Annotated in this window: 18 protein-coding genes; 7 read left to right on the top strand and 11 right to left on the bottom strand. The window is 67.6% G+C overall.

The annotated features are described in order from the left end of the window. Window positions 1-8 precede the first annotated feature (8 nt). Window positions 9-1,406: a DUF58 domain-containing protein gene (locus J5251_RS10595; protein WP_208573924.1), complete on the top strand. Its 1,398-nt coding sequence runs from the start codon at window positions 9-11 to the stop codon at window positions 1,404-1,406. Further along, window positions 1,403-3,757: a DUF3488 and transglutaminase-like domain-containing protein gene (locus tag J5251_RS10590; protein ID WP_208573923.1), complete on the top strand. Its 2,355-nt coding sequence runs from the start codon at window positions 1,403-1,405 to the stop codon at window positions 3,755-3,757. Before J5251_RS10595 ends, J5251_RS10590 begins: the two co-directional genes overlap by 4 nt. 93 nt (window positions 3,758-3,850) lie before the next feature. Here the strand turns inward: J5251_RS10590 and J5251_RS10585 are convergent, their stop codons facing one another. Next, complete coding sequence (locus J5251_RS10585; protein ID WP_139005231.1) at window positions 3,851-5,338, bottom strand: NAD-dependent succinate-semialdehyde dehydrogenase; 1,488 nt, start codon at window positions 5,336-5,338, stop codon at window positions 3,851-3,853. A 168-nt stretch (window positions 5,339-5,506) separates the two neighbouring features. Next, window positions 5,507-6,373: a 16S rRNA (cytidine(1402)-2'-O)-methyltransferase gene (gene rsmI, locus J5251_RS10580; protein WP_244250621.1), complete on the bottom strand. Its 867-nt coding sequence runs from the start codon at window positions 6,371-6,373 to the stop codon at window positions 5,507-5,509. A 179-nt stretch (window positions 6,374-6,552) separates the two neighbouring features. Between rsmI and J5251_RS10575 the strand changes: the two genes are divergently transcribed. Both J5251_RS10575 and J5251_RS10570 read left to right on the top strand, forming a co-directional pair. After that, a complete protein-coding gene (locus J5251_RS10575; RefSeq protein ID WP_208573922.1) occupies window positions 6,553-8,196 on the top strand; it encodes a dolichyl-phosphate-mannose--protein mannosyltransferase in 1,644 nt (547 codons plus the stop codon). 74 nt (window positions 8,197-8,270) lie between these two features. Next, entirely contained in the window at window positions 8,271-10,082 is a 1,812-nt protein-coding gene (locus J5251_RS10570; RefSeq protein ID WP_208576122.1) for an AMP-dependent synthetase/ligase, read from the top strand. A gap of 43 nt (window positions 10,083-10,125) precedes the next feature. On the opposite strand, the gene J5251_RS20605 is transcribed toward J5251_RS10570, so the two are convergent. Both J5251_RS20605 and J5251_RS10560 read right to left on the bottom strand, forming a co-directional pair. Continuing rightward, window positions 10,126-11,943, bottom strand: coding sequence for a TIGR01906 family membrane protein (locus tag J5251_RS20605; RefSeq protein WP_348272911.1), 1,818 nt, complete (start codon window positions 11,941-11,943; stop codon window positions 10,126-10,128). Between the two features lie 161 nt (window positions 11,944-12,104). Next, a complete protein-coding gene (locus tag J5251_RS10560) occupies window positions 12,105-13,097 on the bottom strand; it encodes a stage II sporulation protein M (RefSeq protein ID WP_208573921.1) in 993 nt (330 codons plus the stop codon). A gap of 91 nt (window positions 13,098-13,188) precedes the next feature. On the opposite strand from J5251_RS10560, the gene J5251_RS10555 reads away from it, so the two are divergent. After that, entirely contained in the window at window positions 13,189-13,992 is an 804-nt protein-coding gene (locus J5251_RS10555) for an RDD family protein (protein WP_139005229.1), read from the top strand. Window positions 13,993-14,040: 48 nt separating this feature from the next. On the opposite strand, the gene J5251_RS10550 is transcribed toward J5251_RS10555, so the two are convergent. The 4 genes from J5251_RS10550 to J5251_RS10535 all read right to left on the bottom strand — a co-directional run bounded on the left by J5251_RS10550 (window position 14,041) and on the right by J5251_RS10535 (window position 17,829). Next, window positions 14,041-15,150, bottom strand: a complete 1,110-nt coding sequence (locus J5251_RS10550; RefSeq protein WP_208573920.1) for a pyridoxal-phosphate-dependent aminotransferase family protein — start codon at window positions 15,148-15,150, stop codon at window positions 14,041-14,043. 408 nt (window positions 15,151-15,558) lie between these two features. Next, window positions 15,559-17,061 (bottom strand): adenosylhomocysteinase, encoded by a 1,503-nt coding sequence (gene ahcY, locus J5251_RS10545; RefSeq protein WP_208573919.1) that lies wholly within the window; start codon window positions 17,059-17,061, stop codon window positions 15,559-15,561. Between the two features lie 19 nt (window positions 17,062-17,080). Next, window positions 17,081-17,335, bottom strand: a complete 255-nt coding sequence (locus J5251_RS10540) for a Trm112 family protein (protein WP_139005226.1) — start codon at window positions 17,333-17,335, stop codon at window positions 17,081-17,083. 104 nt (window positions 17,336-17,439) lie between these two features. Next, on the bottom strand, window positions 17,440-17,829 hold the full coding sequence (locus tag J5251_RS10535; protein ID WP_139005225.1) for a DUF3499 domain-containing protein: 390 nt from the start codon (window positions 17,827-17,829) through the stop codon (window positions 17,440-17,442). 90 nt (window positions 17,830-17,919) lie between these two features. Between J5251_RS10535 and J5251_RS10530 the strand changes: the two genes are divergently transcribed. Next, window positions 17,920-18,411: a metallopeptidase family protein gene (locus J5251_RS10530; RefSeq protein WP_208573918.1), complete on the top strand. Its 492-nt coding sequence runs from the start codon at window positions 17,920-17,922 to the stop codon at window positions 18,409-18,411. A 36-nt stretch (window positions 18,412-18,447) separates the two neighbouring features. On the opposite strand, the gene J5251_RS10525 is transcribed toward J5251_RS10530, so the two are convergent. The 3 genes from J5251_RS10525 to J5251_RS20490 form a co-directional block, all read right to left on the bottom strand. Then, on the bottom strand, window positions 18,448-20,283 hold the full coding sequence (locus J5251_RS10525; RefSeq protein ID WP_244250620.1) for a DUF5719 family protein: 1,836 nt from the start codon (window positions 20,281-20,283) through the stop codon (window positions 18,448-18,450). Window positions 20,284-20,285: 2 nt separating this feature from the next. After that, window positions 20,286-23,801 carry a glycosyltransferase gene (locus J5251_RS10520; protein ID WP_432264396.1) on the bottom strand — a complete coding sequence of 1,172 codons (3,516 nt, stop codon included), beginning with the start codon at window positions 23,799-23,801 and terminating at the stop codon, window positions 20,286-20,288. A 116-nt stretch (window positions 23,802-23,917) separates the two neighbouring features. Then, a complete protein-coding gene (locus J5251_RS20490) occupies window positions 23,918-24,472 on the bottom strand; it encodes a WhiB family transcriptional regulator (RefSeq protein ID WP_139005223.1) in 555 nt (184 codons plus the stop codon). 398 nt (window positions 24,473-24,870) lie between these two features. Between J5251_RS20490 and J5251_RS10510 the strand changes: the two genes are divergently transcribed. Beyond that, a complete protein-coding gene (locus tag J5251_RS10510; RefSeq protein WP_244250619.1) occupies window positions 24,871-25,575 on the top strand; it encodes a TIGR03089 family protein in 705 nt (234 codons plus the stop codon). Window positions 25,576-25,622 lie beyond the last annotated feature (47 nt).

Here is a 25,622-nt window from a genome sequence, read left to right as displayed (position 1 = left end):
AAAGCGCCATGGACCGGTTCGGCTGGCTACCCACCCGCTATGTGACGATGCGCGGCTGGGGACTGCTCGCCGCCGGCGTCGTCGCCCTGCTGCTGGCCCAGATCTTCGGGCGCCGCGACCTGCTGAGCCTAGCGGTCTTCCTTATTGCCCTCCCCCTGCTCGCCGCGGCGGTAATGGTGGTGCTCAAGCCGCGCTTCGCCGTCGAACGCAAATTCCGGCCAGCCTCCGTGGAAACGGGGCTGATCACGCACGTCCAGCTCTCCGTCCGGCGCACCGGCAGCTTCGGCGGCATCGCGTATATGGAGGAGCAGCTGCCGCACCGGTTCGGCCGCTCCCCCACGTTCCGCTTCCCGGCGCGCTACCCCACGCGGACAGGCGAGAGCATCTACGAATACCGGTTGCGCTCCGGCAAGCGCGGGATGTTCGGGATCGGCCCCGTCACCGCGGACTTCGAGGACCCGTTCGGGCTGGCCCGGCACCGGCACAACCTGGGCGAGGTCTCCGCGCTCATCGTCACGCCGGCCCCGTTAGAACTGCCGCCGACGTCGTTGACGGGTGCCCGCGGCACGGACGGCACGGCCAGCACCCGGCGGCAGGCGAACCCGAGTGACGACGACGTGATGACGCGCGAATACCGGCACGGGGATCCGATGCGGCGGGTGCATTGGGCGGCCACCGCGCGGCAGGGCGAGCTCATGGTCCGGCAGGAGGAATCGGTCACCACCCCGCAGGCCACCATCATTCTTGACCAGCGGGTGCATACATTCGGCAGCGGGCTGCTGCCGTCGCTGTCCGCGGAGCACGACGGCGGAGAGCTGCTGCACAGCTCGCCCGCATTCGAATGGGCAGTCACGGCGGTGGCCTCGGCCGCGCATGACTTCATCCAGCGCAACTACACCGTGCGGTTGCTCGACGTCCATGCCGAACCCGGCCTGCTGCGCTCCCCTTCGGCGTCGTGGCCCGAAGACGAAAGCTTCGTCGGCCCTGCCGGCTACCAGAACCTCGCGGAGGGCCTGGCCGCGCTGGGGCTCGCGGAGGACCCGCACCGCAGGTCGGACCGGCCGCAGCCGGGATCGGAGACGTTCGGGGACCGGCTGATGGACAAGCTCGCCGCGCACAAACTCAAGGGCCCGCTGCTGGCCCTGCTGGGCAATATCTCCGCGGCCGAAGCCCGCCTGCTGGCCCCGGCCGCCGAGTTCGGCTCGCATGCCTTCGCTATCCTGGTCACCGAGCACCCGCACGATTCCTCGCCGGTGCTTGAGGCCCTGCGCAATGGCGGCTGGCGAGCGGTGGCGGTCAATGCCCAGGCTTCGCTGCCGGCGGCGTGGAGCTACTTCGATGCGCAGGCACCGGTCACGGCGTCCACCGCCCGGTCCGGCCCCGCTTCCCGGGGAGGCCGGCGATGACCGCCACCTTGCACCGCGGCCGGGGAGACGGCACCCGCTCCGGGAGGCCGGAATACCTCGCACCGGACAACGGCTCACGACGGCGGCTCCCAACCGGCTCCGGGCCCTGGCTCATGTCCGCCGCAATCGCCGCGGCCGTGGTTCTCACCGCCGCCAACCTGAACGGCGTCATCGAAGGCTGGGCCTGGCTGGGCAATATCTTTTTCACCGTCCTCTGCATCGAAGCCGGCACGGCGCTGGGACGGGTGCTGAACTGGCCGGCGGTCGCAGCCACGCTGTTGGGGCTGGCGGGCCTGATTGGTTCCGTTACGCTGATGTTCTTCGCGTCCACGGGTTTCCTGGGAGTGGTTCCCGGCCCGGGAACCTTCCGGGCCTTGGGCCCGATGGTCGACCAGGCGCAGGAGACCGTCATCTCGCAGGTGGCGCCAGTGCTCGCAACGCCCGGCATCGTCATGGTCGCGTGTGTCGGCGTCGGGCTGGTCGCGCTGCTCGTCGATACCGTGGCGGTCCCGCTGCAGATGCCTGCCACTGCCGGGGGCGGCCTGCTCGCCGTGCTGATGGTGCCGGCAATCATCAAGCCCAACAGCCTCGGAGCGGTGGGCTTCGTGGCCGCAGCCATCGGCTTCCTGCTGATCCTCGGCTGTGCACAATGGCTGGCCGGCGACGACCAGGCTCCCGCGGGCACCGTCCGGGCCGGGCAGTTCACCCGGGCCGCTTCCATTGGCGCCGCGGGCCTGGCCGTGACACTGCTGCTGCCGCTGGCCATTCCGGGCTTCACCAGCGGAGCCTTTCCGCAGGGCTCCCGGTTGAACTGGCTGGGCGCGCCCACCGGGCTCAATCCCATCGTCAGCCTGGGCGACAATCTGCGCCGGCCCGGCGCCTTCGGCCGGATGACCTATGCCACCGATTCCGAGGACCCGCTGTACATCCGGTCCGTGACGCTGGAGAACCTTGCCGGCGCCCGCTGGCGGCCCACCGATTCCGACGGCGTACAGCGCCCGGGGGTCGAACGGATCGGCACGCGGAGCACCCGCGACCTGATGGAGCGCGGCGAGGTGACCACCACCATCATCAGCACGGGCTCCTTCACCAGTCCCTGGCTCCCGGCCCCCTACGCGCCCGCCGAAGTGGACGGGCTGAGCGGCAACTGGACCTGGGATCCGCGCACGCTGGCCATCCGCGGCACCGGCAACACCACCAGCGCGGACCAGGAGTACACCGTTCGCAGCGTCGAACCAGTATTGACCAGGGAAGGCCTGGAGTCAGCCGATTCGATCGACGCCCCGGTGGTGGATAACATTTTCATCGAGCTGCCGGACAGTATGCCGGACATCATCGAGGAAACCACCGCCAGTGTGCTCGACGGCCTGACCGAACCCTATGAGCAGGCCATGGCGATCCAGAGCTACCTGCGCGGTCCTGATTTCGTCTACTCCGAAGACGCCCCGGTGGACGGCGGGTACGACCAGAGCGGCTTCGATGTTGTGGGCGCCTTCCTGGAGGAAAAGTCCGGCTACTGCACGCACTACGCCTCGACCATGGCGATCATGGCACGCACCGCCGGCATCCCCAGCCGAATTGCCGTCGGCTACGCGCCCGGTGATGAGACCGGCGAAGTTGTCGAGATGGACGGCCGGGAGCTGACCGAATACGAGATCGATTCCCGCGACGCCCATGCCTGGCCCGAGCTGTACTTCGAAGACCTTGGCTGGGTGGCGTTCGAGCCGACGCCGGGGCGCGGCGCCGTGCCTGACTATGCGCAGGCGGAAGCGGCGCCCGTTCCGAATCCGGCGGAGCAAGAAAACCTCAATCCGCGTGCCGGGCCCACCTTGCCGCTGCCCTCGGCAGGCGCCGAACCGGAAGCCGGAACCGGCACCGAGGTGGAAAGCCTGGCGCCGCGGCTGTGGAGTGCAGCCGGCGCGGCCGCACTGCTGCTGGCCCTCTTGTCCCCGATGCTGCTGCGCACCTCGCGCACGCGGAAACGCCGCAACCAGCTGCTGGCACCGGCCGTGCCGGAGCGCCAGTCGGCCCTGCTCGCCTGGGAGGAAACCCTCGACGTCGCCGCGGACTATGGAGCCCCGTCAGCGCCGGAGGAATCCGCCCGGGCCTTCAACCAGCGGCTGGCTGTCAGCGGCACCCTCGACGGCGAACCTGCGGCAGCGCTGGAACGGCTGCGCACCGGGTACGAACACGCGGCCTACGCCAATCCGCAAACTCCTGCCCGGCCGCCGGTGAACAGCCGCCGCTGGGAGGACGTAACGGCCGTGTCAGAGCAGCTCAAGGCCAGAAGCTCGTGGCAGCAACGCCTGCTGGGGCGGTTCCTGCCGCAGTCGCTCTTCCGCCGCCGGTGACATGCCCCCGTCGTCGTTGGTATTGACGGTACGGGCAGTTAAAGCGCAGCGGGGCGGCAGGCCAACCGGCCTGCCGCCCCGCTCTAGAGCAGGTTAGAGCTGGTCCGCGTACGGATCGGCGATGCCGACGTACTGGGTGTAGAGGTATTCCTCGATGCCCTCGGAGCCGCCTTCGCGGCCGAGGCCGGACTGCTTAACGCCACCGAAAGGAGCGGCGGCATTGGAGATGACGCCGGCGTTGAGTCCGAGCATGCCGGTCTCCATCTTTTCGCTCACGCGCAGGCCGCGGTTGAGGTCCTTGGTGTAGACGTAGGCAACCAGGCCGTACTCGCTGCCGTTGGCCAGGGCCACGGCTTCGTCCTCATCGCGGAACGTGACGATGGGAGCCACCGGGCCGAAGATTTCCTCGGCGAGGATGCGCGACTTCGGCGACACGTTGGTGAGGACGGTCGGCTGGTAGAAGTAGCCGGGGCCGTCCACCGGAGCGCCGCCGGTCACGGCAGTCGCACCGTTGGCAATCGCGTCCGTCACAAGCTCGTGCACGCCGTCGCGGGCCTTGCCGTCGATCAGCGGACCGACCTTGGAGTGCTCCTCGGTGCCGCGGGCCGGGGTTAGCTCGGCGATGCGGGCGGCGAACTTCTCGGAGAAAGCCTCGGAGATGGTGTCCTGCACGATGAAGCGGTTGGCTGCGGTGCAGGCCTCGCCCATGTTGCGCATCTTGGCGGCGAGCGCGCCTTCGACGGCTTTGTCCAGATCGGCGTCATCGAAGACCACGAACGGGGCGTTGCCGCCGAGCTCCATGGAGGTGCGCAGGACCTTGTCGGCGGAGTCGCGGATCAGGGCCTGGCCCACCGGGGTGGAGCCGGTGAACGAGAGCTTGCGCAGGCGGTCATCCTTGATCAGCGGACCGGTGACCTTGCCGGCGGTGGAGGTCTGGATGACGTTCAGCACGCCGGCAGGCACGCCGGCCTCGATCATGACCTGGGCGAAGAGCAGGCTGGTCAGCGGGGTCAGGGTGGCCGGCTTAAGGATGGCCGTGCAACCGGCGGCGATCGCGGGTGCGATCTTGCGGGTTGCCATGGCCAGCGGGAAGTTCCACGGGGTGATCAGCAGGCAGGGGCCCACCGGCTTCTTCTGCACCAGCAGGCGGTTCTTGCCGTCCGGGGCGGTGGCGTAGCGGCCGTTGACGCGCACGGCCTCTTCGGAGAACCAGCGCAGGAACTCGGCGCCGTAGGTAACCTCGCCGCGGGCTTCAGCCAGGGGCTTGCCCATTTCCATGGTCATCAGGAGGGCGAAGTCTTCGGTGCGCTCGGTGACAAGCTCGAAGGCGCGGCGCAGGATCTCGCCACGCTCGCGGGGGGAGGTCTTGGCCCAGTCGGCCTGTGCTGCTGCGGCGGCATCCAGTGCGGCGGCGCCGTCTTCGGGCTGGGCGTTGGCGATGGTGAGCAGGACCTTGCCCGTGGCGGGATCCTCAACGTCGAGCGTCTGGCCGCCGGCGGCGTCGCGCCACTCGCCATTGATCAACAGACCTGTGGGAACCTTGGCGAGCAGTTCTGCCTCGCGGGTTGCGGTTTCACCCATAGCGGTGCCTCCAATTTTTCAGCATTGAATCGACGGGCGAGCTGCCCAACTGTTTTTACGGTAGGTGTTGGCGCTCACGGCTGTAAATGCAGGACTGCACTAGGTCACTTTATTACGTCTGTGCAGGTGTACAAGGGTGATTAGTTCGATAGCTCCGGCAGGGCCTGGTCAGGAACGCGCAGCCAGGACCGCCGAGTAGAGCTCGCGCTTGCTGATCCGCGCGTCCGCTGCGACCGCCGCGACGGCGTCCTTCAGGCGCGAGCCCTGGCTGATCAGCTCATTCACTGCTGCAACATGGCCTTCCGCCTGCTCGGGCTCTGCGTCCGGAGCTCCGGCGACAACGACGGCGATTTCACCGCGCACCTCGGAGGACTCCGCCCACTCCAGCAGCTCGCGCACCGGGCCTCGGAGCACTTCCTCGTGCAGCTTGGTCAGTTCGCGGCAGACTGCCACACGCCGGTCCGGCCCGAACGAGGTGTCCAGCGCCCGCAGCATTGGCTCAAGGCGGTGCGGCGCTTCGAAGAACACCATGGTCCGCTTTTCGTCCGCCAGGTCAGAGAGTCTGGCGCTGCGCTCCCCTGCCTTGCGCGGCAGGAAGCCTTCGAATGTGAAGCGGTCCGTCGGCAGGCCCGACAGGGCAAGCGCCGTCAGTACTGCGGACGGCCCCGGGATGGCAGTGACCACCACACCGTCCTCTACGGCGGCTTCGACCAGGCGGAAGCCCGGGTCCGACACCGCCGGCATGCCGGCATCGGTCACCATGATCAGCGTTTTGCCCCCGCGGATTAGCTCCAGCAGCTCGGCGGTCCGGGTGGCTTCGTTGTGCTCGTGGTAGCTGATGATTTTCCCGGCGGCGGTGATGCCCAGGGCGTGCAGGAGTTTGTGGAGCCGGCGGGTATCTTCCGCGGCCACGATGTCGGCGGTCTGCAGCAGCTCGACCAGGCGAGTCGAGGCATCCCCGATGTTGCCGATGGGCGTGCCCGCCAGCACAATTTGTCCGCGGCCCGCGCTGTCCGGCTTTTCCTGCTCATTCACGCTACAACCCTACCGCCCCGCCAGCAAAGAGACGGAACCTTCACATGTGCACAATGGCGACGTTTCACAGCCCGGTAGATAAGGTCAGTATGTGGCTTCATTGAACAGTCAGCCCTGCCCACAGCGCCCACAAGGTCGCACCACACTGACCCGCACCCCGCAAGTTACCAGCAGGTAACATGTTCGCCGTGACGCAGACCACCAGCCAGCCGCTGCAGGTGCCGGACCGCCCGGCGCACTGGCTTCAGGCGCCGGCGTATGCCTTCAAAGAAAAAGTGCTGAAGCGGCGTCTGCTGGGCGCGCCCGCAGTCTTCGGGATCTGGGGCTGGCTGGTCCCCGTGCTGGCCGCGGCGATCGGCGGAATCCTGCGGTTCTACCGCTTGGGCGAACCCGGCTCGCTGGTTTTCGACGAGACCTACTACGTCAAAGACGCCTACTCCTACCTGCAATCCGGCTACGAGCGGGAGTGGCCGGAAGACGCCAACGATTCATTCAACGCGGGCAACCCGGACATCCTGCTGGACTCCCCCGAGTATGTGGTTCACCCGCCGGTCGGCAAGTGGATGATCGCGTTCGGTATGTGGCTGTTCGGCTCGGACAACGGCTTCGGCTGGCGGTTCGGCGCGGCGCTGGCCGGCACGCTGTCCATCCTGATGATCGCGCTGATCGCCCAGAAACTGTTCAAGTCCCCCGTCCTGGGCGGCATCGCCGGCCTGCTGACCGCCGTCGACGGCCACCATCTGGTCCATTCACGCACCTCGCTGCTGGATATCTTCCTCACCTTCTGGGTGGTCGCGGCGTTCGGCGCGCTGCTGCTGGACCGCGACTACGGACGACGGCGGCTGGCCGGCAAAGTGGCGGCCCTCGCCGGGCCGTCCGGCGTACCTAATAAACTGCAACTGCTCTACGGCCCGTTCGTGCTGTGGCGGCCGTGGCGGCTGGTGGCCGCGGTCTGCATGGGTCTCGCCGTAGGAACGAAGTGGTCAGCACTGTCCTTCGTCGCGGTGTTCTGCGTGATGGCCGTGCTGTGGGATGTCAATGCACGCCGCGTTGCCGGAATCCGCGGTTGGCTCTCCGGCGGGGTCTTCCGCGACGGCGTCCCCGCGTTCTTCACCATGATGCCGCTGGCGGCCGCAACCTATCTGGCCACCTGGACGGGCTGGTTCCTGTCCGAAGACGCCTACCACCGGCAATGGGCCCGCGACAATGCCGGCGGCATCTGGGGCTGGGTGCCGGATCCGCTGCGCTCCCTTGCCGAGTACCACCGCAGCGCCTACACCTTCCACAACGGGCTGGATTCCGAGCACCCGTACCAGTCCAATGCATGGACCTGGCTTTTCATGGGCCGGCCCACCTCTTTCTACTACCACTCGGATGAAAACGGTGTGAACGGATGCGCCGTCGACACCTGTTCCACTGCCGTGACCGTGGTGGGCAACCCGCTCATCTGGTGGGCTGCGGCGCTGGCGCTGGTCGCCGTCGCCTTCGCCTGGCTAGGCCGCCGTGACTGGCGCGCCGGCGCGATCCTGGCAGGCCTGGCCGCAGGCTATCTCCCGTGGTTCCTGTTCCCGGACCGCACCACGTTCTTCTTCTACGCCATCTCCTTCCAGCCGTTCCTGGTCCTGGCCCTGACCTATGTGCTCGGCCTCTTCCTCGGCAGACGGACCGATCCGGTCTGGCGGCGCCGCCAGGGGCTGGTTGTCGTCGGCGGATTCATCATTGCCGTGCTGCTGGTCTCGGCGTATTTCATGCCGGTCTGGACGGCTGAGCAGATCCCCTACGATCAGTGGCGGTGGCGGATGTGGATGCCCAGCTGGGTATGAGCAGACGGGCCGGACCACAGGGAACCCGGGCAACAAAAAACTCGAGCAACACCAACGAGGAAAGCGAGAACGCGGTGCGCGAAGCGTCAACCGAACTGCTGGAGCGCATGCCGGACGGCTCCAACATCACGGACATTCTCATGGCGCGGCACAAGCGCAATCCGCAGCATGCCCTGTATGCCGTGAAGCGGGCCGGCGTGTGGACGGATGTGTCCGCCGCCGAACTCCTCGGCCAGGTTTCCTCGTTGGCCAAGGGGTTGATCAACGCGGGCATTCGGCCCGGGGACAAGATCGCGGTGATGTCCAAAAACCGTTTCGAATGGACCGTGGTGGACCTCGCGGGCTGGTTTGCCGGCGCCGTCGTGGTCCCCATTTACGAGACGTCCTCGGCGCACCAGGTGCAGTGGATCCTCTCCGATTCCGGCGCCAAGCTCGTCTTTGTGGAGGACGAGTCCAAGGCCGCCGTGGTCGGTACGGCCATGCAGGAGCTGCCCGCCCCGCTGCCGGTCTGGACCATGGCCGGAGCCAGCCCGGGCCTGGCCGAACTGCGGGCGCAGGGCGCAGCCGTATCGGATGAGGAACTGGAGCAGGCCCGCACCTCGCGCACCCTGGAGGATGCGGCGTCGTTGGTTTACACCTCCGGCACCACGGGACGCCCGCGCGGCTGCATCATCACCCACGGCAACTTCGCCGAGCTCGCCCTGAACACCACCGAGTTTCTGCCCGCCATCCTCAAGGAGCCGGGCGCCAAGTCGCTGATGTTCCTGCCGCTGGCCCACGTCCTCGCCCGCGCCGTCCAGGTCATCTGCCTCGCCGCCGGCGTGAAAATGGGCCACACGGCCAGCATGGCCGACCTGATCGATGACCTCCGCACGTACAACCCCACCTTTTTGCTGGTGGTGCCGCGCGTGTTCGAGAAGGTCTACGCATCCGCCAAGCAAAAGGCGCACGACGACGGCAAGGGCCGGATTTTCGACGCGGCCGCCGACACCGCCGTCGCCTATTCGCGGGCGGCCGACGCGCGGGACTGCGGCATCGGCTCCGGCCCGGGCACGGTCCTGAAGCTCAAGCACGCCGTCTTCGACAAGCTGGTCTACGCCAAGCTGCGCGCGGTCTTCGGCGGCCGGGTCGGCTTCACGGTCTCCGGCGCGAGCGCCCTGAATCCGCAGCTGGCGCACTTTTTCACCGGCATCGGCATTCCCGTGCTCGAGGGCTATGGGCTGACTGAATCCACCGCGCCCGCCGCCGTGAACCTGCCGGGCCGCAACCGGATCGGCACCGTCGGCCTGCCGCTGCCGGGCACCACCATCCGCATCGCGGACGACGGCGAGGTCCTGATCAAGGGCATCGGCATCACCCCGGGCTACCACAACAACGAGGTCGCCAACCGGGCGAACTTCACGGACGGCTTCTTCCGGACCGGCGATCTGGGCACGATTGACGACGACGGCTTCCTCACCATTTCGGGGCGGAAGAAGGACCTGCTGGTTACGGCCGGCGGCAAGAACGTGGCCCCGGGTCCCCTGGAGGATGCCCTGCGCGAGCACCAGTTGGTGTCGCAGGCCGTGGTGGTCGGCGAAGGGAAACCCTTTGTGGCAGCGCTGCTGTGCCTTGATCCGGAGGGTCTGGCTGCCTGGTGCAAGTCCCGCTCACGCGCTGGCCTCAGCGTTGCCCAGGCCGGTGCGGACCCGGAGATACTGGCGGAACTGCAGGGAGCGGTGGACTATGCCAACAACCTGGTCTCCCGCGCCGAGCAGATCCGGAAGTTCACTGTGCTCCAGCAGGAACTGACCGAGGCCTCCGGACACATGACCCCGTCGCTGAAGCTCAAGCGGACCCAGGTCATCGAGGACTTCACCGAAGAGATCGAGCGTCTCTACAGCTGATCTGACGGCTGATCTGGCGCCCCGCGTGTGGGGCGCCAGATATTTAGAAGTCCTCGCGCAGGTCCTGCAGGTAGCGGGCGCGCGCGGCTGCGAGCTTCTCGGAGCTGCGTTCCCGCCTGGACTTGGTCGGCCAGGTGAAGGCCAGCACCAGCGAGGACACCATCAGCACCAGCACCGCGATCACGATGCCCGCATCCATCCAGAACTGGGCGGGGAACAGCCGGATCAGCGTGTCGTCCACAAAGAACGTCCAGGTACCGTCCGCGAAGAAGACCCCGTGGAACGCGGTGAAGAACCCCTGCCAGTTCAACGCGCCCAGCACGCCGAGCACGATAATCAGGATCAGGGTAGCGGCGGAGCCGGCGAACAGGCCGCGCCGGATGCCGCCGGGATACTTGCGCGCCAGGTAAATCACCGCGAGCACGCTCAGGACCAGCATGGCCGCTCCCGCAATCCACGCGCCCATGATCACGGTCTTCACGTCCGCCATGTGCCCGACCTCGCTGTCGAGGAACAACTGTTCCCCGTCCGGCCCCACGAGCCCGCCGAGGTAGCGCGGCCCGGCCCAGTTCAGCAGGTAATCCACCGCGTACGAGCCGTAGGTCATCCGGTCCTCGGTGCTGAACCCGAAACTGTCCGCCGGGAACCCCGGCCGGTTGTACTCGATCCACAGAAACAGCGGCGTGCACACCGCACGGATTGCCCCGATGATCAGCAGGAACGGGAATAAGACGGCGAGCATCACCTGCAGGATCCGGCCCGCCGGAGGCTTCGCGTTGACGGCTTCCTCGCGCTCGGCCGCCCGGCGCTCCACGTCTGAAAGCACCGGCCGGTTCGGTTTCGAGGCGGCCTGCTTCCCGGCGGCATGCTTCGCGCCGGGCCCGTTGCCAGCTCCCTTGGCAGCTCCGCCTTCGGCCCCGCCCACAACCGCGGACGACGCCGCTGCTGCCGCCACCGAGGTTGCGCCGCCACCTTTATCTCCGGGACGGGTGCGGGTCTTCTCCGCCCGCACTGTCTCGGCTGGGCTCGACTGCCATTCCGACGCCCGATCCGCCCGGGGGTTCGCAGGGTTCTGCTCCGGGGTCGGTTCGGGGGCCGGCTCCGGGTTCGGTCCGGGGGCCGGCTCTGTTGAAGACTGCATGTCTTCCTGCTGTTCGTCCTGGGAGGCCGGCGGAACAGCGGAGTCGGGCGGGACCGCGGCGGTAGCTGTGCTTGGCGAAGCCTTGCTATCAGCAGGTGTCGCAACCGTCGGGGCCACCTTCGTCGAGGGAGCAGCTTCATCCGCAGACACCGGGCCCGCCGAGGGAGCCGCGCCGTCAGTGGATTTTCGCTCTGCCTGGGCAGCCGCGCCGATAACCTGAGCGGCCCGCGGCTCCGGCTCCTTCCCATTCTTTGACTCTGCGATACGGGTTGAGCCTGTCCGCGGCTTGGCTGGCGCCGGTCGATCTGACCGGGGCTGTTCTGCTCCGGAGTGCTCTGTCGCTATCCGATCTGCTCCCGGCTGGCCCGGCTTCGGGGAAGCGTCGACCTGCGCCGAGTCAGTCGGCTTCGGCGCGGGGCTCCCCCAGCCGGGGACGGCGTCCGGTTTGAAGCGCGAGGCGGCTGGAACACCGCCGTCGTTATTCGCTGAGGAGGCACCGCCGTCGTTATTCTTTGCCGTGCCGCGGGATTCCTTGTTGAAGGCGCTCAGATCGGGCAAGCGGCTGGCCTTGCGCATCGGCAGCCGGTTGGACTCGTCAAGGAACCGGCCGCTGGCCGGGACCGGAGGCGCGGGCACCTCGACGGGGTCGCTGTCGGTATCCGGCGTACGATCCGTACGGGGGTTCTCAAAGTTGCCGGAGATCCGGTCCTCGCCTGCCACGTTCTCCCTCTTTCCTCGCGCTGGGCACGTCTGTTAAAGACAGTACCGCCGGTAGGGTTCCGGCTGCGGATGCCACCCCGACGGCACCTGATGAGTCGCCGGGTTACCGGCGGCTCCGGCGGAAGTCGTCGCTGGCGGCCGGACCCAGTTCAGGGAGCGGCTCAGCTGGTCCGGGCAACCTCGCCGGCATCGAAGCGGCCCAGATCGCCGCGTTCCCCGGCGTTGTAGGCGCGGCGGCCGAGCACCAGGGTGTAGGTCCAGTACGCGGCGAGCACCAGCGCGCCGATGCCGATGCGGGCCCAGTGCGGCAGGTCGCTCGGCGTCACGAAGCCCTCCACGAGGCCGGAGATGAACAGGACCAGCACCAGCCCCAGGGCCACGGTGATCAGCGAACGGCCTTCTTGCGCGAGCGACGCGGCGCGGGTCATCCGCCCGGGCGAGATCCAGGACCAGAAGATCCGCAGGCCAGCGGCGCCGGCAATGAAAATGGCGGTCATCTCCATCAGGCCGTGCGGCAGGATGTAGAGGAAAAAGGTGTCCAACTGGTCGTAGGCGGCCATCATTCCGCCGGCCATGCCCACGCCCTGGGCGTTCATGTAGAGCACGTACGGGACCCAGAGACCGGTCACGCCGAAGGCAACGCACTGGGCGGCGATCCACGCGTTGTTGGTCCAGACCATGCCGGCGAAGGAGGCGTTGGGGTTTTCCTTGTAGTAGTTGACGAAGTCCTCTTCGACGTACTGGCGCAGCTCTTCATCGGAACCGATGGCCTTGATGACCTCGGGGTTGCCGGTAACCCAGGCGCCGAAGAGCCAGGACACCAGGATAAAAACGACGCCGATGACGACCGTCAGCCAGCGGATCCTGTAGAACGCCGCGGGCAGCGAGAGCACAAAGAATCCTGCAACATCCTCGGCGAAGTTGGAACGCGCGCCGGTAAATTTGGTGCGCGCGCGGGACAGCCGCGTGGAGAGCGCGCCGGAGATCTGGCTTTCGGGCGCGATCGAGCGGATCATCGACAGGTGCGTGGAGGTGCGCTGGTACAGCACAAGCAGCTCGTCGGCTTCCTCGCCGGTCAGGCGGCGCTTGGCGCTGAGCTCGTCCAGGCGTTTCCAGTCATGCTGGTGCACCGCGGTGAAGGCATCGATATCCACGCCTCCAGCCTATCGGTCTACGGCCGCGCGAGAGCTGGGTTTGGCCGCCGGGCGCTCGGTTGGCTGACCGCGTGCTCGGTAGAGTGGTGGCATGAGCAACATCGTCACGGGCGAGGCCGTCGTCCTGGAACTGCGTCCGGCGTCGTTCGGGGTGCGCGCGCTGAGCTCGATGATCGATTGCATCATCAACTTCCTGCTGCTGATCCTCACCACCGCGTTCCTGGCGGAAACCGTGCAGATCGGCTTCGACCCTGCGGCGGCGCAGGCCCTGGTGCTGACCATGGTGGTGTTTTTCCTCGTGATCGTGCCCGTGACCTTTGAGACGCTCACCCGCGGCAAGTCGATCGGCCGGCTGATCATGGGACTGCGGATAGTGCGCGACGATGGCGGCTCCATCCGCTTCCGGCATGCCTTGATCCGTGGGCTGGTGGGCGTGTTCGAGCTGTACCTGCTGCTCGGTTCCGTGGCGTTCGTCGTCGCACTCTTCAATGACCGGTCCAAGCGGCTGGGCGATCTGCTCGCCGGGACCTACAGCATGCGCGAACGCGTGGGAGTCATCCCGCAGGAACTTCCGCACATTCCGCCCCAGCTGGTGCCGTGGGTGAAGCTGACCGACATGGGGCGGCTGCCGGAGCCGCTGGCCCGCCGGATCTCCCAGTTCATCGTCCAGTCGCCCAAGATGATTCCGGCCTCGCGGGAACGGCTGGCGATCGATCTGGCGAACGAGACCTCGGGCTTTGTTTCTCCCCCGCCGCCAGCCGGGACCGCGCCGGAAATGTTCCTGATCGCGGTCATGGCCGAACGCCGGGAACGCGACTTCGTCCGGCTCAGCCGCCAGTACGAACGGTCCCAGGCCCAAAGCCGGCGGCTGCACTCGCTCCCGTTCCAGGACTGAGCGGTTTCGGTTCCGGACCAACGGCTTGGAACCGAAACCGCAATCAGGTCAGGCCTTGGCGATGGCTTCCTTGAGGGCGCCCAGCAGCAGCGCCACGGAGGCCGGGTTGGCGTTGGGACCCATGAGCCCGATGCGCCAGACGGTAGACGTGAACTCGCCGGCCCCCGCACCGATCTCGACGTTGAAATTCTCCAGCAGGTAGCCACGGACCGCCGCGGCGTCGACCCCCTCGGGAACCTTCACCGTGGTCAGTTGCGGCAGCCGGTGACCCTCGGCCGCGAACAGCTCCAGGCCCATCTCCTGCAGCCCGTCCTGCAAAGCCTTGCCGGCCGAGCGGTGGCGTTCGGTCACCGCGTCGAGCCCCTCCGCCAGGATGCGGTTGATGCCCGCTTCGAGGCTGGCAACCATGCCCACCGGAGCGGTGTGGTGGTAGGCGCGCTGTCCGCCGGGTGCACCATTGGCATAGCCGCCGAGCAGCCCCAGATCCAGGTACCAGGACTGCGGCTTGGGCACACGGCGTTCGAAGGCGCGGTCCGAGATGGTGAACGGTGCGAGTCCCGGAGCCACGCCGAGGCACTTCTGCGTGCCGGCATAACCGACGTCGATGCCCCAATCGTCCGCGCGGAGGGGCATGCCGCCGATGGATGTCACGGCATCGGTAATCAGCAGGGCGTCACCCTTGATGGCGCCGAGCGCAGCGATATCGCTCAGGACGCCGGTGCTCGTCTCTGCGTGGACGGCACCGATCACCGTGGGGTTCGGATACGCAGCGGCAACCCGCTCGGCGTCCACCGGCGTGCCCCATTCGTGGTCTACGCGCACAACCTCGGCGCCTGCGCGCGAGGCGACCTCGCACATCCGCTCGCCGAAGAGGCCGTTCACCGCGATGACGGCGACGTCGCCCGACTGCACGGTATTGACGAAAGCGGCTTCCATGCCGGCCGAGCCGGTGGCGCTCAGCGGCAGGGTCCGGGCGTTCCGGGTTCCCCAGAGCACCCGCAGCCCCTCGTTGGTCCGGTCCATCCGTGCGATGAATTCCGGGTCCAGGTGCCCGATCAGCGGCAGGCCCAGCGCCGCGGTCGCCTCCGGGTAGGGGTTGCATGGCCCCGGCCCAAACAGATGACGGGTGGGAATGATCCGATCCGGACTCATGGTCATGACGTCTGCATCCTAACGTTGTGAGCGGTTCTCGGTGCAGCCTGGCTGCACGCCTCACTTCATCATGCCAGCCGGTCCGGCTTTCGCCCGCCACGGGGAACGGGCGGCACGGCGCAGCGCTGCGAGCGGTGATTTCGGTGGTTCGGTCCTTCGGGAGTCCGTTCGCGCCCACGTTTAGGCACTTTTTCTCCGCTTTAGCATTCAAGCAATGCTCTGACCTGCGGCGATGCCGGCGGCCCGTTTAGTACCTGGGCTCGAAGGGGCTAGGGCAACTTCACATGGGATCGGGCGGCTACAGAAACGTCGCACCGCCGTCAGCAGCAGCAGGGCCCACGAAAAACCGCGGGCCGGGCACCCGAAGGTGACCGGCCCGCCGTCGTTCGCTGGAGAGCGGTGGTGCGTTGGGACTTAGTAGCGGTAGTGCTCCGGCTTGTATGGCCCCGCCACGTCCACGTCCAGGTACTCCGCCTGCTCCTTGTTCAGTTCCGTCAACTCCACGCCAAGGGCGCCCAGGTGCAGGCGGGCAACCTTCTCGTCCAGGATCTTCGGCAGCACGTAGACCTGCTTGGCGTATTCCGGTTCGCCGGTGGTCGAGTCCGCGGCAGGCTTGCCGGCCTTGGTGAACAGCTCGATCTGCGCGATGGTCTGGTTGGCGAAGGAGTTGCTCATGACGAAGGACGGGTGGCCGGTGGCGTTGCCCAGGTTCAGCAGGCGGCCCTCGGAGAGCACGATGATGGAGCGCCCCTCCTTGCCTGCGGCGGGGTCAGCGTCGAAGACCCACTCGTGGACCTGCGGCTTGATCTCGACCTTCTGCACGCCGTCGATCTTCTCGAGCCCGGCCATGTCGATCTCATTGTCGAAGTGACCGATGTTGCCGACGATGGCCTTGTTCTTCATCTTGAGCATGTCGGAGGCCATGATGACGTCCTTGTTGCCGGTGGTGGTGATGAAGATGTCGCCCTGGTCCACCACCTTCTCCAGCGTGGTGACCTGGTAGCCGTCCATCGCGGCCTGCAGCGCGCAGATCGGGTCGATCTCGGTGACGATCACGCGCGAGCCCTGGCCGCGCAGCGCCTCCGCGGCACCCTTGCCCACATCGCCGTAACCGCAGACGACGGCGACCTTGCCGCCCATGAGGACGTCGGTGGCGCGGTTGATGCCGTCCGGCAGGGAGTGGCGGATGCCGTACTTGTTGTCGAACTTGGACTTGGTGACCGAGTCGTTGACGTTGATGGCCGGGAAGAGCAGCTTGCCCTGTTCGGCCAGCTGGTACAGGCGGTGAACGCCGGTGGTGGTTTCCTCGGTCACGCCCAGGATGCCGCCGGCAATGCGGGTCCACCGCTGCGAGTCCTCGGCCAGCGACTTGCGCAGCACGTCGAGGATGATCGTGTACTCGTGGGCATCATCGGCGGTGGCGTCCGGAACGGCGCCGGCGGCCTCGAACTCGACGCCCTTGTGCAGCAGGAGGGTGGCGTCGCCGCCGTCGTCGAGAATCATGTTGGGGCCGAGCTCGGGGTTCTCGGCAGCGCCGGGCCAGTTGAGGATCTGCGTGGCGGTCCACCAGTATTCTTCGAGCGTCTCGCCCTTCCAGGCGAACACGGGCACACCCTGCGGATCTTCAACAGTTCCCTTGCCGACGACGATGGCGGCCGCGGCCTCGTCCTGCGTGGAGAAGATGTTGCACGAGGCCCAGCGGACCTCTGCGCCGAGCGCGGTCAGCGTCTCGATCAGCACGGCGGTCTGCACGGTCATGTGCAGGGACCCGGCGATGCGGGCGCCCTTGAGCGGCTGGCTGGCGCCGAACTCCTCGCGCAGGGCCATCAGGCCCGGCATCTCGTGCTCGGCGAGGCGGATCTGGTGGCGGCCGGCCTCGGCCAGGGAAAGGTCCTTGACCTTGTAATCGAATGACATGTGTTCTCCTGGGCGTTGGTTAGGCGTCGGTTGCCGGGGTATTCGGGGAATTGTCGGTGGCGGGCTGCTCTTTGGCGGGCTGGGCGCCGGCCTGGCCGGCTTCCTGCAGCGCCGGCGGAAGCAGGACGGGGATGCCCTCGTCGATGCGGTAGCGCAGCTGCCGGCCGCTGGCGTCCTTCGCGCTGGAAACCAGTTCCTCGCCTTCCTGGACCAGCGACGAGCCGGTCACCGGACAGCGCAGGACGGCAAGCAATTCAGGGGAAAGATGGGCCATGGTGATAGTTCCTTTGATCCTGTGATCCTGGCGTCAGGACATACCGGCACGCAGACGGCCCGGGCTGGCCGGCGGCGCGGATTTCTTCACTTCAGGTTATCGCCCTACTGCTGTCCGCGCAGAATGCGCAGGTGACCGCGGCGGGCTCCGCCGGGCTCGGCCGGCGGCTCGATCGGTTCGCGCAGGCCGCGCTGGGCCGGAGCTTCGTCCGGACCGGCGGGCACGGTTCCTGCCTCGCGGACCGCCTTGGCCAGGGCCATCAGGTCATCGGTGTTCGGGACCGGAGGCTGCTCGGGCAGGGCCAGCCGCATGACTTCCCAGCCGCGCGGTACGGTCAGCCGCTCCGCGTGCTCGGCGCACAGGTCGTAGCAGTGCGGTTCGGCATAGGTGGCCAGCGGCCCGAGGACAGCCGTGGAATCGGCATACACGTACGTCAAAGTAGCGATGGCCGACCGTTGACAGGCCGAGCGTGAACATTGGCGTATGGATCCCACGACTATGCATCCTACCCGCCTCAGGCCTGAAGAACGTGCAACGGCACGCTTCGCCGTGCTTTTGGCGGCGCACAGGATTAGAGTCAATATATGAAAAACGGACCATCGCTCGACGTCAGGCTGAGTGGTGCAGCGCAGTCCGGCGGCAAATCAAAGCCGTTCGAACAACGACGGCGGAACCGCCACGGGCGCGGACTGCGCGGTGAGCTTCTGCCCGCCCACCTGCCGGGCAACCACACCCGGGAAGAGCGCTTTGAAGGCTGGGTCTCGGACTCCGCGGAACGGCTTCATTATTTGTGGGGGGACCCCATCGAAGCCACCCAATTCGTGGTCGCCGAAATCCCGCCGAACCTGGAGGAACTGGTTGCTGCAGGCGGCCCCGCGCCCCTTGGCAGCTTCACTCCTGCGGCTCCGGGACGGCCCGCCGTCGTTACTGTCTTCCGGCGTCCGGTGGAACGGGAGGCGGACAGCAGGGAGGAGCTGCCGGAACTGGTTCACGATGTCGTGGTGGAACAAGCCGCCGAGCTGCTCGGCATGGCGCCCGAGGCCGTTGACCCCAGCTACGGCCGCACCCGCTCCTGACCTGGTCGGCCCAACTGCCTCAGCAGGCCAGCCGGCTCAGTAGCCCAGGAAGACCGGCACGCTCTGCCGGCCCTGCGTTCCCGGCGGAACAGGCAGCACCGAGACGTTCGGCGAGCTGCCGTTGAAGACCACCAGCGAGCCGTAGACCGGGTCCCCGGTGGCGCCGATCAGGAGGGCCGCCGGATCCGCACCGTTAGCCTTCGGATCCAGCGAGACGGTGCTTCCGCCCGGCACATCGACCACCCGTTCGGTGCCGAGCCGGCCGTTCGCGCTGATCGGCGTCAGGCTGACCTTTGCGTTGCCTTCCGGGGCGATGAAGGAGAACCGGGAGCTGACGCCGCCGGGCACGAGGGCCAGGTGTTCGCTGCCCAACCGGTCGGTGGACGGAGCCCAGCCGAAATCGACGGGGTCGCCCTCGCCCGTGCCCCGGCTCGCTCGTGCCGAAGCCACCACGGAGACGTCCGAGGTCACTTCCACCGAGTACGTTCCCTGCGGAAGCGAGTCGAGCGGGATAGCCGACACCGTTCCCGCCGCCGCGTTGAACACTCCCCCGCCGGGAAGGGCCACCTGGCCCTTCGGACCGAAAACCCGTACTTGAACCGTGGCGTCACTGGCGCCCGGAACCACAACGTTCAGCGCAGGCGAGGCATTCTCGTACCCGGCCTGCCCGCGGATCTGCTGCGCAGTTTTTTCGTCCTGCACGGCAATCCCGGTGAGCACCTGGCTCAGGCCCGCTCCGGCCGACGGCTGCAGCAGTTCCACGCCGCCAGGGGTCAGTTCGCGCAGGATGCTCTGCTGGATGGTCCCGACAATCGGACCGCCGGAGGAACTGACATGCACGGCCAGCGATTCCTGGTTGGCGGCCAGGCCCGCCAGCACAATGGACTTCGATTCGCCCGGGGCGATGAGCAGCCCCCGGCTGCCGGCGGCCTGGATCGGCCCTTCGGCGCCGACTAGTTTAAGGTCCACCGTGGACGCGGTTTCGGTGGCGTTGTAAAGGTTCAGCACGGCGCTGCTGCCCACCGTGGTGGAGGCGCCGAGCAGCCAGAAATCGTTCGATGGCGTCATGCAGTTGGCCGCGGCCAAACCGCGCAGGTCACCGTCTTCGGCGGTGTAGGTCATGGTCGCCCCCGCCTGCGGGTGCTGCTGCCCCATCGGCTCCACCGTCAGTACGGTAGCCGCAGAAATGTCCTGGCTCGGCACCACTTCGGCCAGGACCTTGGTCTCCCCCGCTTCGCTTCGGCCGGTGCTGCCGGCCTCACCGGTGAACTCCGCGATTTCGCGCAGCGGAGAGTCGGAGCCGAGTTCATACAGTGCGCTGCCCGGCACCGTTCCACCCAAATCACTAAGTACGACGGCGCGTGCCCGGGTTTCCGCCGTCGTGGAGAGAGGGCTGAACTCGGGATCCACCTCTTCGGCCGAGCTGTCCAAGAGTTTCAGCGGCTCGGGGCAGACGCCGGTGTACTCGCCCGCCGGAACGGCAGCCGAAACCGGCGGCAGTTCGGCGGCAGCCCGCGGCGGCTGCATGACGCTGCCGGCTACGACGCCACCGGTGCCGAGAACGAGGATGCCTAGCCCGGCGGCAAGGCCAACCAGGCGGCCGTTCTTCTTCCCGACTGCAGGATTGTCTTCCCGGCTGTCCGGGCGCGGCGTTGCATCCGCCGTCGTACCGGCAGCGGGAGCCGCAGCCTTCTTGGTTGCCGGGGACGAATTTGCAGCCGATGACTTTGCTGCCGCGGCTGCTTCAGCCTTGGCGGCCCTCGCCGCGCGGGGCCCCTTGCGGGTCCCGCGTTTGGCCTTGCCGGGCACAGCGTCCTGCGGATCCGCAGGGGCGGAGTGCTCGTCGGGCTGGTTGTCAGGCGTGTCTGCCATGGCTACGGTTCCTTCCCTGCCGTGGCAGGTGCCGCGTCGGCGTGGTGACTGTCGGCGCGGTCGATCTCGTGTGCGGCGATCCGCAGTTCTTCGGGGCTGCTGTCCGTGCCGGTGGTTCTGATGTGGTCGACCCGCCGGGGCACGAAGCGCTGCCGGGACGGGATCGGAATGGCCAGCAGGACGGTGATGCCGAGGAAGATGATCTGCACAATGGCTACCCAAATGCCCCACGGGTTGGTGTAGCTGATCCGCAGTTCGCCGCCGGTTTCGGGCACCTTGAACGCCTGCGCCCAACCGTTCTCCGCCTGCTCGAGCGGCTGGCCGTTAAGGGTTGCAGTCCAGCCCGGGTTCATCCGTTCGGCCAGGACCACCATGCGTCCGGCATTGCCTTCGGGAATGGTGGTTCCGGCGCTGGTCCAGGAGGACGGCACCGTCTGCAGCAGCGCTCCCGTACTGTCGATCACGCGCACGCGGCTGGTCAGCGTGCTGCTGGTGTCGTCTTCGCCGCTCCGGTCCGGAACCACGCGCCACAGCCAGCCCGAATCCGTGCGTCCCACGGCGCTGAGTCCGGGCACGGCGTCGATCCTGTTGGCCAGCAGTTCGGCGGAACTGTCCGTCTGCTGCAGCACCACGAAGCCGACGCCGAGCCGTGCCAGTTCCTCCCGCGGGTCCACTCCGGTGCCGGCGGCGATCACGGCGACTGCGTTCCGTGCGGCCGCGGTGGCGTCGTCGTCCTCCCGCCGTTCAGCGTCGAAGAGGCCGCCGGTAATGGACCGGGCCGCGTAGATCGGGGACAACTGATCCATGGTGGTCCCGCCGCTGTGCATCACGGCGGCGCTGATCGAACCGCTCTCGCTGCTCAGCACCAGCGAGCGGGTGCGTTCGGGCCCGGTGCCCCGGTCCGTGGCCGTGGCCGGAAGGATCCGAGCCTGGCCCGGCTCGAGCTGCATTTCAGCACCGAAGTCGGTCAGGGCGCGCCCTTCGGCGGCAACTGTTTCCTCGGCGATCAGCTGCGGCAGGAGCCAGTGCGCCAGATTCAGCACCGGGCCGGCAGCCAGAACAACGACGGCGGCAACGGCTATGGCGCGGAAGGCACCCTTGCGTTCCTTCCGCGGCTCGTTCAGGGTGTGCAGGCGCTGCATGCCGCTGTCCCCGCCGACCAGGGCCGCGGCCAGGAGCAGGAACAGCGCCAGCGAAACGAACGGGCCGGTGAACGGAGGCACCATGGCACCCGGGGCGATTGCGGTAGCGATCATGGCGGAGACCCAGCTGGCGGCCAGAGTCACGATCGCGCCCAGCCAGGACAACCGGGCAACGCCGGCGCTGCTGCCGGGAAGCAGCACGCCGACGGCGGCCAGCACCAGCATCGGCACGCCGGTGAGCAGTGCGAAGACCAGTGCCCATGGGCCTTGGCCCAGCGACTCGAGGAAGCCTAAGGCACTCAGACCGGCGAAGGTGTCGAACGCCACGGGGAAGCCCATGATCTGCTGCCAGAGCGGGGCGCCGTCGAAGGACAGCGGCACGCCCGGGTCGCCGAGCAGTGCCCGAGGGTTGTCCATCGCAGTCAGGAGCATCGGCAGGGCGAGTACCAGGGGCGGCACCAGCGACCACCACACGGTTTTGGCGCGCCGGCCGCGCTTGAGGCAAATAATGCCGACGAAAATGATAAAGACCGGCAGCAGTGCCGGAGCGGAAGCGGTGATGACGGCCAGGCAGAGACCTGCGGCAGCGGCAGCGGTCCAGGATGGAATGCCGTTGATGCCCGGCTTGTGGATGACCTCGGGCCGCGGCTTGAGCGGATCCGGATTCAGCCGCTGTACCGCAGAGCCGGTTGCGCGGACCAGCCCCAGCACGGCCCACGGAATCATCAGATGGGCGATCAGCGCGCCGAGCCGGCCTGAGCCGAGAGCCACTTGGAGAACCGGCAGGCTGGCCCAGAAGAAAGCGGCCCACAAGCGCAGCGAGCGGCGCTGGGTGAAGGCACCGGCAGCCACCCACGCGGCGAGACCGGCCAGCGGCATCGCCAGCAGGATCAGGGTGAGGACCGCGGCGGAGCCGTTGCCCAGCGCGAGGATTGCCAGTACGGCCAGCACATAGCCGAACGGGTCGCCGTGGCCGGGCATGCCCGAGCCGAGACTGATCCACCAGGCGGAGGCGTTGTGCCAGATCTCGGCCAGATCCGCGGAGACCGGAAGCAGGGCGCCGCCGGCCAGCGCCGGAACGCCGAGGAAGCCGAACATGCCGATGATGGACACGAGCGCCAGCACCAGGGTGGCAACCACGGCGCCGGTGCCTACCCAGGTCCGCAGCGGCGAGGCCATGGACGCGAATTCGTCCGAACCACCCGTGGGTTCGTAGCTGCCGATGGTGTCGGTGCCCGTACCGTCCCCGAGCACATGCTCGGCGCTGACGGATTCCATCAGCGAGCGGCGGTAGGCGAAGACATCCTGCCGCTTGACCATCAGCGGCTTGATGATGCTTCTGGATGACCTGCGGGTGGCGCCGGCCTGCTTGCGCGCCTGCAGGAATTCCCGTGGCCGGAACAGGGCGGACAGCGTGGCCAGGAGTTGCCGCAGGCCGTGGCCGGGGTCCTTGGCAACGGTGCTGATAATGAAGCTGAAGAAACCGCCGAGCAGCGTACCGATCCACAGGAGGGGTAATTGCCACCACGCCGCGTGTTTGAGCCGCAGGTGGATCTGGGAGCGCCGGGCTGCCATGGCCGCAGCATGCGGGTTGCCGCGTGAGGTCGCATGCCGCATTGTCGCCGTCGGCACCACGACTACGCGGTTGCCGGCCAGCCTGTTGCGCCAGCAGAGGTCTACGTCGTCGCCGATGCCGGGCAGCGCCGGGTCGAACCCTCCCAGTTCCTCGAACGCATCGCGGCGGATGAGCATGCCCGCGGAGTTCACGGCGAAGAAGTCGCTGCGGCCGTTGTACTGGCCCTGGTCCATCTCGTCCAGGTCGATCATGGTCAGCCGTTCGGCGCCGCGCGTTACCGTCAGCCCGACGTCGATCAGCTTGCGCGGATTCTCCCAGTCCACCTGCTTGCAGCCGGCGATGGTGACCGACGGGGCGGTCTCCACGGCGAGCAGCAGTTCTTCCAGCGCATCCGGTTCCGGCGCGGAGTCATCATGCAGCAGCCACACCCATTCCTGCACGCGGCCGCCGGCAGCAGCCATGGCCGCGGGAGCGGTAGCGCCGGAAGCGGTTGGGCGTGTAGTGGCGCCGCCGGCAGTCCCCGCCGCAGCACGGGAATCCCCCCGGCCTGTGGCGGCCGGGCGGGAAGCCTCGGCCAACTCGTCCGCCTGGCCCGAAGCCGGGGACGGAACGGAGACGGAGACGGCAGGCGCAACGGAGGCCGGCACGCCGTCGCCGTTCTTCTGGTTCTTGAGCTCGTCCAGGGCAACGCGCACCGCCGTGCCGAATCCGGCCCGCGCAGAGGTCTTGACCACGGGACTGCCCGCCGGCAAGGTCTGTTCCAGGAGCGAAACCGAGGTGTCGGTGGAGCCGGTGTCCACGCCAATATGGAAGTCAGCCGGCCGGGTTTGCGCGTTGAGGGCAGCGAGCGTCTCGGACAGGTATTCGGCGCCGTTGTGGGCGACTACAACGGCGGTAACGCGAACTTGCTGGTGAATTAGACTGCCCGCTTCCTCAGGCGTCGGCGCTCGCGCTCCGAAAGGCCGCCCCAGATTCCAAAGCGTTCGTCATTGGCCAGGGCATACTCCAGGCACTGGGCGCGCACGGTGCACGCTCCGCAGACCTTCTTGGCATCCCGGGTTGAGCCGCCCTTTTCGGGGAAGAACGCCTCCGGGTCCGTCTGGGCGCACAAGGCATCCGCCTGCCAGCCCAGCTCGCCCTCATCGTCAAAGTCCGAACCGAATCCGGGCAGACCGATCCAGACGGGCTGTTCCTTCGGCGGCGCGACCTCATGCAGCATGCGCGGCGCGGCCACTTCGTGTGTTTCGTCGGCCTGCAGATCCTCGACATCGGCAGCAAGTGCCTGATGCGCGGCGAGGAATGCGGTGGCCTGGTTTTCCAGAGACTGCTGGCTTGTTTCGTGGTAACGCTCTGCCGCTGCGGGATCAGCCGGATCCACATACCAGTCCGCTGGTACGCCGCGGGAACCGTACCGGATTGAAGCCTGTGCCTCTAATTCCGTACGGTCCGTTATACGCTCTGCCTGCCCCATGAGCCCTCCCGGTGTCGTTGTCCCAGCGTGTGCCAGAAATGCAATGGCCTGAACAGCCGCTGCGTCTTCATTGCTGTTACAAATCCGATACCTAATTACATTGGTGTAAGTCGTGCAAGTCAAGCCAAAGCGGGAATCTTATCGACTCCGACGGCAAAAAAGCGTGTACGCCACGCCCGAAAGCGTGGGTGGGTTTGCCCGGCGCGCCGGAAGGCCCGTCAGCTCAAGGAATACGCAAGCTGCAGCCCAATTTACTACTCGTGGCTTGTGGTGTCAGCGGGGCGGATGTGATGTGTGGAAAGCGGGCGGTGAAGCAGTCCCGCCCCGATGCCCGCTCGAGTGCCTGCAGATACGCTGGAAGCAAGCCCAACCGTACCGACCCACCTTCAGGAGCACCCGTGCATTCAGTGAGCACCATCGACCAACTGCTGGCAGTCCTGCGCCCGGACTCCTCCCCCGCGCTCATCTGGTACGGCCCGGATGGCGAACGAGTGGAGCTCTCCGGCCGGGTGCTGGACAACTGGGTTGCGAAGACGGCGAACCTGCTCTCGGAGGAACTGGACGCCGAGCCCGGGACGGTCATCCGGCTGGCCATGCCGCCGCATTGGCGGTCCGTGGTGTGGGCGCTGGCCGGCTGGCAGACCGGCGCCACGCTGACCGTGGACGCAGCCGGAGACGACGGCGGCACGGAGCCCGACGTCGTCGTAAGCAATGAGTTGGACCGGCTGGGCGGCGGCCCGGCGTACCAGGTTGCTGTGGCCGAGGGCGCGCTGGCGCTGGGCTGGCCGGGTGCGCTGCCCGAGGGCGTGCTGGATTACGCAGCCGAAGTGCGTTCCTACGGCGACGTGTTTATGGGAATGGGCTCGGCCGAGAACTCGGCAACGGCCTTGGAGTACGACGGCGGCTCGCTCACCTTTGATGCGCTGCTGCACCGCGAGCCTGTCAGCCGCAACATCCTGATTCCCACGAAGTCGGACTGGTTCACCACCTTGACCGAGGCCGTGGCCACCTGGCTCGGCGGCGGAACCGTGGTGCTGTGCCACCAGTCGGTGCACGACACGGCGAAGCTGGTGGCCAACGAACGGATCACCGAGCAGCTCTAGATCGGCGGCTGGGGGCGCCGGGGGCCGGGGCCGGCCACGTGTCCATC

Source organism: Arthrobacter crystallopoietes (assembly GCF_017603825.1).
Lineage (GTDB): Bacteria > Actinomycetota > Actinomycetes > Actinomycetales > Micrococcaceae > Crystallibacter > Crystallibacter crystallopoietes_B.
This window is presented reverse-complemented; position numbering and strand designations above follow the sequence as displayed.